The organism is uncultured Ellagibacter sp. (assembly GCF_934617235.1).
In the GTDB taxonomy this organism is placed as follows: Bacteria; Actinomycetota; Coriobacteriia; order Coriobacteriales; family Eggerthellaceae; genus Ellagibacter.
In genome coordinates this window covers 1-9,927 of record NZ_CAKTTZ010000062.1, presented here as the reverse complement: position 1 = coordinate 9,927, position 9,927 = coordinate 1, and the positions used below count along the sequence as shown (strand labels likewise).

9 protein-coding genes are annotated in these 9,927 nt (G+C 58.4%); 8 read left to right on the top strand and 1 reads right to left on the bottom strand.

Annotated elements, in window-relative coordinates; all coding sequences use genetic code 11:
• Positions 1-259: 259 nt before the first annotated feature.
• The 8 genes from nrfD (at position 260) to Q0G85_RS09645 (ending at position 9,102) form a co-directional block, all read left to right on the top strand.
• Positions 260-1,180: an NrfD/PsrC family molybdoenzyme membrane anchor subunit gene (nrfD, locus tag Q0G85_RS09680; RefSeq protein ID WP_297157389.1), complete on the top strand. Its 921-nt coding sequence runs from the start codon at positions 260-262 to the stop codon at positions 1,178-1,180.
• 101 nt (positions 1,181-1,281) lie between these two features.
• Positions 1,282-1,698: a GntR family transcriptional regulator gene (locus tag Q0G85_RS09675; RefSeq protein ID WP_297157386.1), complete on the top strand. Its 417-nt coding sequence runs from the start codon at positions 1,282-1,284 to the stop codon at positions 1,696-1,698.
• Between the two features lie 43 nt (positions 1,699-1,741).
• Entirely contained in the window at positions 1,742-2,644 is a 903-nt protein-coding gene (locus Q0G85_RS09670; RefSeq protein ID WP_297157383.1) for a slipin family protein, read from the top strand.
• A 255-nt stretch (positions 2,645-2,899) separates the two neighbouring features.
• On the top strand, positions 2,900-3,670 hold the full coding sequence (locus tag Q0G85_RS09665) for a DmsC/YnfH family molybdoenzyme membrane anchor subunit (protein ID WP_297157380.1): 771 nt from the start codon (positions 2,900-2,902) through the stop codon (positions 3,668-3,670).
• A gap of 24 nt (positions 3,671-3,694) precedes the next feature.
• The gene (locus Q0G85_RS09660; RefSeq protein ID WP_297157377.1) at positions 3,695-6,316 is read left to right on the top strand and encodes a molybdopterin-dependent oxidoreductase; all 2,622 of its coding nucleotides are present in this window, start codon (positions 3,695-3,697) and stop codon (positions 6,314-6,316) included.
• A 10-nt stretch (positions 6,317-6,326) separates the two neighbouring features.
• Entirely contained in the window at positions 6,327-6,905 is a 579-nt protein-coding gene (locus Q0G85_RS09655) for a 4Fe-4S dicluster domain-containing protein (protein ID WP_297157374.1), read from the top strand.
• Between the two features lie 140 nt (positions 6,906-7,045).
• Complete coding sequence (locus Q0G85_RS09650; protein ID WP_297157372.1) at positions 7,046-7,807, top strand: molecular chaperone; 762 nt, start codon at positions 7,046-7,048, stop codon at positions 7,805-7,807.
• Between the two features lie 8 nt (positions 7,808-7,815).
• A complete protein-coding gene (locus tag Q0G85_RS09645) occupies positions 7,816-9,102 on the top strand; it encodes a radical SAM protein (RefSeq protein WP_297157370.1) in 1,287 nt (428 codons plus the stop codon).
• Positions 9,103-9,766: 664 nt separating this feature from the next.
• Here the strand turns inward: Q0G85_RS09645 and Q0G85_RS09640 are convergent.
• The gene (locus Q0G85_RS09640; protein WP_297157392.1) at positions 9,767-9,922 is read right to left on the bottom strand and encodes a hypothetical protein; all 156 of its coding nucleotides are present in this window, start codon (positions 9,920-9,922) and stop codon (positions 9,767-9,769) included.
• Positions 9,923-9,927: the final 5 nt, after the last annotated feature.

Here is a 9,927-nt window from a genome sequence, read left to right as displayed (position 1 = left end):
ACCTCGAATGCGGCGACGCCATGGTCTACTGGACCAGGCAGATCGCCGACATGTCAACGGTGGTTTAACATAGAGACCCCGTTTTTCGAGAAGAAGGGCTGCATCGGGACGCCGCCGAGAGCGAAGTCTTGTGGCGGCGGTTGTGCAAATCGACCGCCTTCTCCCAAAATTGTCGTGCGACAAGTGGGCTGACAGGCTGAAACATGTGGTAGATTGTCGTTGGCAGAAGGGGACGAGGAAACGACAAGGAAGGGCTGACGTGGTTTTCAGTAAATTGATAGCCATCTATCTTTTCCTGGGCGGCACCGCTGCCGGTGCATTTGCACTCGCTGCCTTTTTCGACGTCGTCAAAGCCGTGAAGGACCATAACCACGGTGAATACGGCAGGGTTTTCCTCACGCCGCAATCGGTGATTTCCGAGCCGACGTACAAGCGAATCCGCAGGTTTGTGTATGGTACTGCCCTGGTCGTTGTCTTCACGGGCGAGCTTTGCCTTGTCGCAGATCTCGGGCGCCCTGAAGCGTTTTTCTTCCTGTTCCTTTATCCTACAGGCAGTCTGGTTTCCATCGGCGCTTTTGCCTTGACGCTGCTCACTGTGTTCTTGGCAATCGCTCTCGCCGACACCATTTTCGTGTTGCCGACCTGGGCGCGCGTCGTCTCGTTCGCCGTAAAGGCGATAGGCCTTCCCGTCGCAATCATCGTGATGGTTTACACGGGCCTGCTTCTCCAGAGCGTTATTGCGGTGGAAGTGTGGCAGTCGACGTGGTTGCCCATCCTGTTTGCGGCCTCGGCGTTTTCGTGCGGCTGCGCCGTGGTCATGCTTGCCGCTTGTACCTGCGAAGATGCGCGCACAACGCGGGTTGTGGGGCGCCTGCTCGCTCGAATCGACATCGTGTTCATCATCATTGAGACGGTTGCCGTCGTTGCTTTGCTTGCCTTCGCGGCAGGGACTGCCCCGATGGCGGTGGCTCGGCTTCTCGAAGGCGATCTGTCAGCCACATTTTGGGCGGGTTTTGTCGTCTGTGGCCTTGTGATTCCCTTTGCTGCGGAAACGGTTTCCTTGACGCTCAATCGGCAGATTCCAACTCCAGGAGCCGCAGGAATCGCTGTGCTGATGCTGATCGGGGGGCTCTGTCTCCGAATTGTTGTCGTCGCATGCGGCGTGGCGCCGTCGGTGTAGCTGGGGGGATAGCATGAAACGGATGAACAGAACGCGCCATCGAAATCGGTTCGCTTATCGTGTTGTCGGGACATAAGAAGTAAGTGCAAGAAAAGAGAGATGTGAAGCAGCAAAGTAAAGAGATTCCGCCGTTCGCGTTCGACGAGTCCAGCGACTTGCCGCTGTGGGTTCAGCTGCGCAATCGTATGGTCTACCTCATCACGTCGGGCTTCTACAAGCCGGGCGAGAAGTTGCCGACAGTGCGCAAATATGCTGCTGACCTGCGCATTGCGTACAATACGGTGAACAAGGCGTATATGGGGCTCGAGCGCGACGGCTATGTGACCGCAGTGCGCGGCAGTGGTGTGTTCGTGAATGATTCGAACGCCATAATGAAGCCCGCACCGGAGGTGGATGCGCTCGTCGAAGAGTTCGTGAGAGGTTGTCTCGAGAACGGCATGGCATATGACGACATCCCAAAGATGGTGTCTTCGTGCATAAGGAGGATGAAGAAGGAAAATGAGCAGAATCAAAGATAAAGCTCGCCCTCAAGAGCAAAAAGATACCTATCGCCGCTCTGAAATGGAGTTTGGCGTTGCGGCGGATGCGTATCGCTCCGACCCGACGAAGAAAGCCACGCGAAATGGCGCGGTAATGATTTCGGTGGTGCTTGCGGTCGTCGCATTCGCGCTGGCGCTGGCGGTGCTGACCGTTGCCCTTGGAAAGTTTACGCTCTCAGGGATCGTCGTTTCCGTGATTGTGGGGCTTACCGTCCTCTCTTCGGTACACGTGTGCATGGACTGGGAGCGTGTCGTGGTCATGCGCTTGGGCCGCTTCAATCGCCTTGCGGGCCCCGGGTTGTTCTTCACCATTCCGCTGTTCGAATTCTGCACGTTGCGCGTCGACCAGCGCATGATCGCAACTCCGTTTGGTGCCGAAGAGGCCCTGACCAGCGATCTTGTGCCGCTCGATGTGGACGCCGTGCTGTTCTGGGTCATCTGGGACCCCGAAAAGGCCTGTACCGAAGTGCAGGATTGCCATTTCGCTGTGGCGCTTTCCGCCCAAACGGCACTGCGCGACGCCATCGGTCGCGCGTCGCTTCAGAATGTAGTCATGCGTCGTCATCAGCTTGACCAGGAGCTTCGCGAGGCGGTTGAGCAGAAGGTATCGGACTGGGGCATCTCCATCGTGTCGGTTGAAGTGCGCGATTTGATCATCCCCAAGGAGCTTCAGGGCGTTATATCACTCGAAGCCCAGGCTGAATGCCGCAAGAGCGCGCGCATCACGCTCATGGAGGCCGAGAGGGATATCTCTGCGATTCTCGATGACGTGGCCCAATCGTACAGTCACGATGACATCGCCTTGTCGCTTCGCAAGATGCACCTCACTTATGAGGGCTTGCAGGACAACGAGGGTACCCTGGTGGTGCCCAGCGCTTACAGTGACGGCTTTAACGTAAAGCCAGATGAGAGCCAAGCAAGCTAATAATACTATATACAAGATAGAATAATTACACGTGAAATTGTCGCACGACACTATTGATTGTCGTGCGACAATTTTGTTACAATCCACGAAAAGGATCACCAGCTGAGATCCTTGGCAAATATTCGGCGAATGGTCATCTTTGTCGCCACATGGATGAACTGCTTGTCGGATAGACGAAATGCGCGGGCGAGGTGCATTTCGCAAAGCAGGGCGACCCGCACGATGCGGGCGTCAAAGAGATAATAAGGGGGAAACATGGGTCTTGAATCCTTATTCCTGTTCACGCTGCTGGGAGGGTTGGCGGCAGGTGCCTATGTGTTCGAAGTCTGCTTCCAGCGCACACGCAAGAGCGAGCGTCCGTGGCTCGTTCCTCTGGTCGTCGTAGTGCTTTTTGCCATCGGCATGATCGCTGCGGCCACGCATGTTCACAGCCTTTCGCGCGCATTTGCTTCAATCGGCGCGGGCACAGTCAACTTCGGGTCCGGCATGGTCAAGGAAGTGCTTCTTGCAGGCATCTTCTTCGTGCTGGCGCTTATCGACCTCATCATCACGTTCGTGAAGAAGGACAGCCCGTTCGTCTTGCGCGTCATTGGCGCAATTGCGGCGGTGCTTGTCATCGTGCTCATGGGCGCTGCCTACATCGACGTGTACGGCAACGCTGTGTGGAGCAACGCTCCCGCAACCATTCTTACGTTCGTCGCGGGTGCTTTGGCTATGGGCCTTGGCCTGTGCGCTGCTCTTGGTTTGGCCGATATCGCCGAGAAGCCGGTTGTTTACACGCTGGTTGCCGTCGATGTCGTTTTGGCTATCGGTCTGGCTCTTGAGGTCGCTGCATTCTCTGGTGCGGGCTTGAACCCCGCCATGCAGATTGCGGGCCTGGTCATCGCTCCGATTGCCTCTGCGATTCTGGCGCTTGCGGGCTCCAAATTCAAAAACAAGACAGTGCTTGCGATCGTCGTGTGCGCCGTGCTGGTGATTGGCGTTGCCATTGCCCGCTACGGTTTCTACGCGACCTGCGCAATGTAGGAAAGCGGAAAGGGGGAACCAACAGTGAGTACGAACAATATTTCCCGCCGTGGCTTCTTGGGCGCTTCTGCTGCTGTTATGGCCGGCGTCGCAGGTTTGGCTGCGACCGGATGCTCTGCGGAATCCAGCCTTGAGGCCACCGATGCAAAAGGTATGCCCGTCGATCCCGCGAAGGACGGCGAATGGACGTCTGCAGCGTGCTGGCACAACTGCGGCGGCCGTTGTATGAACAAGGTTATGGTCAAAGACGGCGCGGTGATTCGCCAGAAGACCGACGATACGCACGAAGATTCTTTCGATTACCCGCAGCAGCGCGGCTGTGTGCGCGGCAAGGCGCAGCAGCAGCAGTGCTTCGGCGCCGACCGCCTGAAGTATCCCATCAAGCGCAAGAGCTGGTCACCGGATAACCCGAACGGCGAGATGCGCGGCAAGGATGAATGGGAGCGCATCAGCTGGGATGAGGCCATCAGCTACATCGGCGACCAGTTCAAGACCATCAAGGAAAAGTACGGCAACCAGGCATTCTTGCTGGGAAGCTACGGTTCGCGCTTCGCGTTTGCGCCGCTTTTGGCATGGGGTGGACACACCAGCACCGCGGACACCACGTCTCATGGCGCCTACCTTCTGAACACCGCCGACACCATCGGCATTCCTCGCACCGACGCAGGCGTGTGCAACGACCGCACCGACATGCTGAACGCCGACACCATCGTGTTTTACGCGTCTAATCCCGCATGGTCTGCCGCCGGCACGCCGAGCTATCACTACATCCGCGCTAAGGAAGCGGGCGTCAAGTTCATCACTGTCGACCCGATTTACACGGCTTCTGCCCAGATGCTCGATGCCGAGTGGATTCCCATCCGCACTGGCACCGACACGGCGTTCTTGCTGGGCGTCGCTTCCGAGATGATCCGCCTGGACAAGGCTGAGGGTGACGTTGTTGACTGGGAGTTCCTGGACAAGTACACCGTCGGTTTCGATGCTGAGCACAAGCCCGAAGACCTGAAGGAAGACGTTAACTTCGTCGACTATCTGGAAGGAAAGTACGACGGCGTGGAGCACAACGCCGAGTGGGCGTCCACTATCTGCGGCGTCCCCGTTGAGAAAATCACCTGGTTCGCACGCGAAATCAGCAAGAAGAAGAACGTGTGGCTGCTCCATAACTTCGCCGCCGCTCGCTGCGATGCGTGCGAGAACGTTCCTCAGCTGTTCATGACGCTGGGCGCTATGGGCGGTCATATGGGCAAGCCCGGCAACTGCACCGCGAACAACTACCATGCAAACGCTGGTAATGGCGGCCCCGCCCTGGTGAAGGGTGGCAGCTCGGGTTATCCGAGCCAGAAGAACGAGATCGATGGCGTCATCCCCGGACCTCAGGTGTGGGAAGCGTGCCTGACCGGCAAGTATCGTATGGTCGGCGACTGGTACTCCGGCAAGGGCTCGCAGGCTGGCGAGGATCGCACGTGCGACATCCACTGCATCATCCATGACGAGAACGCCTACCTGCAGACCGGCCCGAACATGAAGCGCGGCATCGAGGCGCATCGCAAGATGGACTTCGTTCTGGCAAAGGCCCAGTTCATGACCACGCAGGCGATGTATTCCGACATCGTGTTGCCCGTCACCACCCAGTGGGAAGTTCCCGGCGGCCTTTCCGCTTCCAACCGCGAGTTCCTGTTCTGCTTCTCGCAGGTCACCGAGCCGCTGTTCGAAGCGAAGACTGACGTCGAGATCAACTCCCTGATCATGGAGGCTATTGGCGTTGACCCGAAGACGGTCTACCCGATCAGCCCGAAGCAGGCGTTCTTCAACAGCATCGCGGGCGCCACGGTTATCGCGGACGACGACTCCGGCAAGTACGTGCCGCTTGTCACCGTCACCGAGGCCGACCTTAAGGAGTGGGGCGTCGAGGGCAAGACTCAGACCGGTCGTGTGGGCCTGAATGAGTTTGTCTCCAACGGCGGTTACCAGGTGGAACGCAAGAAGGGCGACAAGTACTCCTCCTTCCTGGGCTACGCTTCGTTCATCGCCGACCCCGAGAAGAACCCGCTGAAGACCAAGAGCGGCAAGTTCGAAATCACCTGCCAGGCGAAGGCCGACCTGTTCAACAGCATCGGCCTGTGCGATCACACGTACGCGCCGTACCCCGAGTACCTCGTTCCCGGCGTGGGCTACGAGACCACCTTCAAAGATGGCAAGATCGGCGGCGAGAAGGGCGAGTACCCGTATCTGCTGTTCAACCCGCATTACTTCCGTCGCTCGCATTCTGTCTTCGACAACTGCCCCTGGCTGCGCGAGGCTTGGGCGAACCCCGTGTTCCTGAACGCCTCTGACGCGAAGGAGAAGGGGATCGAGGATGGCGACACTGTGCGCGTCTGGACGAAGTACGGCGAGGTCCTGCGCAAAGCATGCTGCATGGAGAACCTCATGCCAGGTGAAGTCGGCATTCCGCATGGTTCCTGGGTTCGCCTGAACGAGAAGACTGGCATCGACGAGGGCGGCGCCGACAACTACCTCACTGGCAACAACATTTCCGGCTGCGGCGTGACCAGCTACAACAACAATAACTGCAATTTCGAGAAATACGATGGCCCTGCATTGGAAGACGACTGCTACACCGATGCGCGCATCCTGAATCTTGGCTAAGGAGGGAATCATGGCTTTTGGTTTTTACTTTGATATGACGCGTTGCATCGGCTGCCGCGCGTGCCAAGTGGCGTGCAAAGACAAGAATCGTCTTGAAGTCGGAACCCTGTATCGCAATGTGAAGAGCTACACGGTCGGCACGTTCCCCAACGTGAAGTCGTACAGCTACTCTGGCAGCTGCAACCACTGCGAGAGCCCGATCTGCTTGGCCAACTGCCCGACGGGCGCGATCGGCAAGGCCGAAGATGGCACGGTCGTTCAGGACCAGAACAAGTGCATCGGCTGCCGTATGTGCGTGATGAGCTGCCCGTACGGTCATCCGCAGTACTTCCCCGAGAAGGGCGTCTCCGGCAAGTGCGACGGCTGCTACGGCCTGCGTGCCAACGGCGATCAGCCTGCCTGCGTCGCGGGCTGCCCGAACCGCGCGCTCGACGCCGGCGATGTGGATGAGCTTCGCAAGAAGTATGATGGCGATTTGGACAACGGCACCATTGTGGTGCTTCCGAGCCCCGATTTGACTCATCCGAACCTCCTGGTCAAGACCAAAGATCTTGCGTTCGATAGCTCTGCTGTCGAGCTGACCTGGTAAAACCGGCTTTTGATTGTCGCCGCGCCGCATCTCGCTTGTGGCGCGGCGTTTTCTTGTCGTGTAGTATTCACTGGAACAGTTGGCTGCTTGTTCTCGCTGCGGCGGGAAGGGGCCGGCCTTCCCTTGAAAGGAGCGGCGTTATGCCTGATCAACAACTCGAAACCCGCATCGGTATGGATCTTGCCCGCCGCGCGTACCTGTATAGTATCTTGCATGCTGTCTTCGGTGGCGACTGCTCGCCCGATTTTGCCACGAAGCTTTTCGGCGCGCAGACTCGCGAGATGTTGGCGGGCGAAGTTGCCGTGATCTCTGATGGGGACCTGCCGATTGATGCAGCGCACATTCTCGACAAGATGGATTGCTCGCTCGATGATTGCGCGAAGGGTGCTTTGACCTGCTGCGACGAGCACCTTGATCCGTCGTCTGACGCTGCGGTGGCGCTTGCGTCTGAGATGGAGGGCGACTACGCGAAGCTCTTCCAGATTCCCGGGGAGCAGTATGTCCATCTGTGGGAATCTCCATATGTGGGTACCGAGCAGACTTTGTTCCAGTGCAGCACGCTCGATGTCCGCGCGGCGTACCATGCCGCCGGTTTGAAGCTTCAGGCCGAGAAGCAGTTCCCTGATGACCACATTGCAGCTATGCTGGAGTACCTGAGCTTCATGGGCTCTCGCGCGTATGAGGCGTATGCCGACGGGCATGATTCCAAGTGCCGGAATGCGCTGCGGGATTCGAAAGCGTTTTTGGAGGCGCATGTGCTTACGTGGGTCAATGCGTTTGCCCAAAAGGTGATTGAGAAGGACGACCGCGGGCTGTATGCGGCGTTTGCCCAGGGTCTTGTGATGGTGTCCCACATCGATGCCGTGCAGCTCGATTGGCTGATGGGGCATATTGGCGAATAAGGATTGCAATGGATGTTTGGGAATACGCGAAAGCGTTCAACCAGGTAGAACGCGATTACGAGGAAGCGGTTGCCGCTTTTGGCGTTCCCTTTGAGGCTTCGGAGTCCTGTTCTCGTGCGCGTCGGGCGCAGGTTGCCGGCGCTTGCGGCTGCCATTGTGAGAACGGGGACGGCTCCTTGTGGCGCGGGTGGATATCACCTGCGTGCTTGGCATGTCGCACCGGTGAGCGCACGGCGACGTTCTTCGTCGATTTGCGCTGCACGCGCCATTGCTACTTCTGCTTCAATCCCAACCAGGACCATTACGAGTACTTCCTCTCGCATCGACGCAACATTGTGGCTGAGCTTAATGCTGCGCATGCCGCCGGCGCCCAATTCGACTGCCTTGCCATCACGGGCGGCGAGCCTTTGCTGCATAAAGAGCAGGTCGTGGCTTTCGTCGAGCGGGCGTGCGAGTTGTATCCTGCGGCTCACGTGCGCTTATACACGTGTGGCGATCTGCTCGACGACGTGTGTCTGGAGCAGCTCGCGCAAGCGGGTCTCGACGAGATCCGCTTTAGCGTGAAGCCCGAAGACGTCGCGAGCGCAGATGCGCCCATATTCGAGCGCATGGTTGCTGCCGTTTCCTCGTTGCCGCACGTCATGGTTGAGATGCCGGTGATTCCCGGCACGCTCGCTACGATGAATCCGCTTCTCTCGCGCCTCGATGCGATGGGCGTACGGGGGATTAATCTGCTCGAGTTTTGCTTCCCCCTCTGCAATGCGGAGGAGTTCCGCGCGCGCGGTTTCGAGCTGCGCAAGCACCCGTTTAACTACCTGTACGATTATTGGTACGGCGGCGGAGTTCCCGTTGCGGGCAGCGAAGCCGAGGCGCTGGCGCTGCTTGCGTATGCCGATGAGCAACAGCTTGGGCTAGGGATGCATTACTGCAGCTCAGACAATAAAAACACAGGGCAAATCTACCAGCAGAACAAGGTGCTTTTGGAGGACGCCCATTTGCGAGACGCATACCCGTGGCTTTCATTCGATGAGAGCGACAAGCTTCTGAAGTGCGTAAAGGCTTTCGGCAAGGATGCGAAGACGGTTCGCGCGTGGGCACGAGCGTGCCGCGTCCCATATGATTGGGATGCGGGGGTTCCGGCGATAGCCATTCCGCTCGACCGCCTGGGGGAGGCGCGCAAGGCGTGCCCCAGGGCCGTTTTCGCCGAGAGCGTCAACGTTTTCGAGGAGCGCGAGGGGCAGCCCTACCTGCGCGAGCTGGGCGTTCGCGTGGTCGAGGGCGGGGAAGGCGCGTAGGGGGCGCAGGCGGCTCTAGGGAGCACAACCCCGAGTTCGTGGTCAACTGAGCGAGTTGTGCGCTGCCATTTCTCAGAATAATCAAACTTGCTTTAAGTTGACCTGGGGCTTTGCTTTCGAAGGGCGTCCAAAGCCATCATGAAGGGAATAATCGGGCGAAAAAACGTCGCACAACTCGCTCAGTTGACCACGAACTTGCCTCTTTGCTCCAGGCGAGGGAGAATTGAGGTTGCCAGCGCTTCGGAGCGGCCCTTAGGGAGCCCAATTCGGGATGCCGCCGCAAATGCGGGGTACCATCTTTATCGCAATGTGGCAAATCATCCGACCCTGCCATCACTCCTTGCCGACCCTGCCCCGTAATCACGACCCCCATCCGCTTTTCTCGTCGCGCTTGCCCACCACTGCTGCCCGCGCTGCTGAAAGCTTGACACCCCTTGCTGCAATCTATGGACAGTCGAGTGCTTTACGATGGCGCCCCAAAGAGGCGGGGGGAGCAATCGAGGCATTTTCCGAGGTAATCGCGCAATAAAAGAAAGCCCCCGAACAGAATGTTCGGAGGCTGAAATTCCTGCTTTATCGCTGGCGGCTTTGTCATGACTCTCGTACGAAACGAAACTCAGCGGCACAGTGCGGCACTCAGAAGCGCAGGTCAAGGCTCTATTGGCTACTCCCATTCCACTGTGCCGACGGGCTTGGGGGTCAAGTCGTAGCAGACGCGGCAGATGCCGGGGACTTCAGCGGTAATGCGAGCCGTGATGCGCTTGAGCAGCGCCCAGTCGAGCTCGGGCACCTCGGCGGTCATGACATCGACGGTGTTGATGCAGC

Excerpts from the sequence above, each read along its gene's own strand:
- Q0G85_RS09670 (WP_297157383.1), top strand. The coding sequence starts at position 1,742 with ATGGAGTTTGGCGTTGCGGCGGATGCGTATCGCTCCGACCCGACGAAG.
- Q0G85_RS09665 (WP_297157380.1), top strand. The coding sequence starts at position 2,900 with ATGGGTCTTGAATCCTTATTCCTGTTCACGCTGCTGGGAGGGTTGGCG.
- Q0G85_RS09655 (WP_297157374.1), top strand. The coding sequence starts at position 6,327 with ATGGCTTTTGGTTTTTACTTTGATATGACGCGTTGCATCGGCTGCCGC.
- Q0G85_RS09645 (WP_297157370.1), top strand. The coding sequence starts at position 7,816 with ATGGATGTTTGGGAATACGCGAAAGCGTTCAACCAGGTAGAACGCGAT.
- Q0G85_RS09650 (WP_297157372.1), top strand. The coding sequence starts at position 7,046 with ATGCCTGATCAACAACTCGAAACCCGCATCGGTATGGATCTTGCCCGC.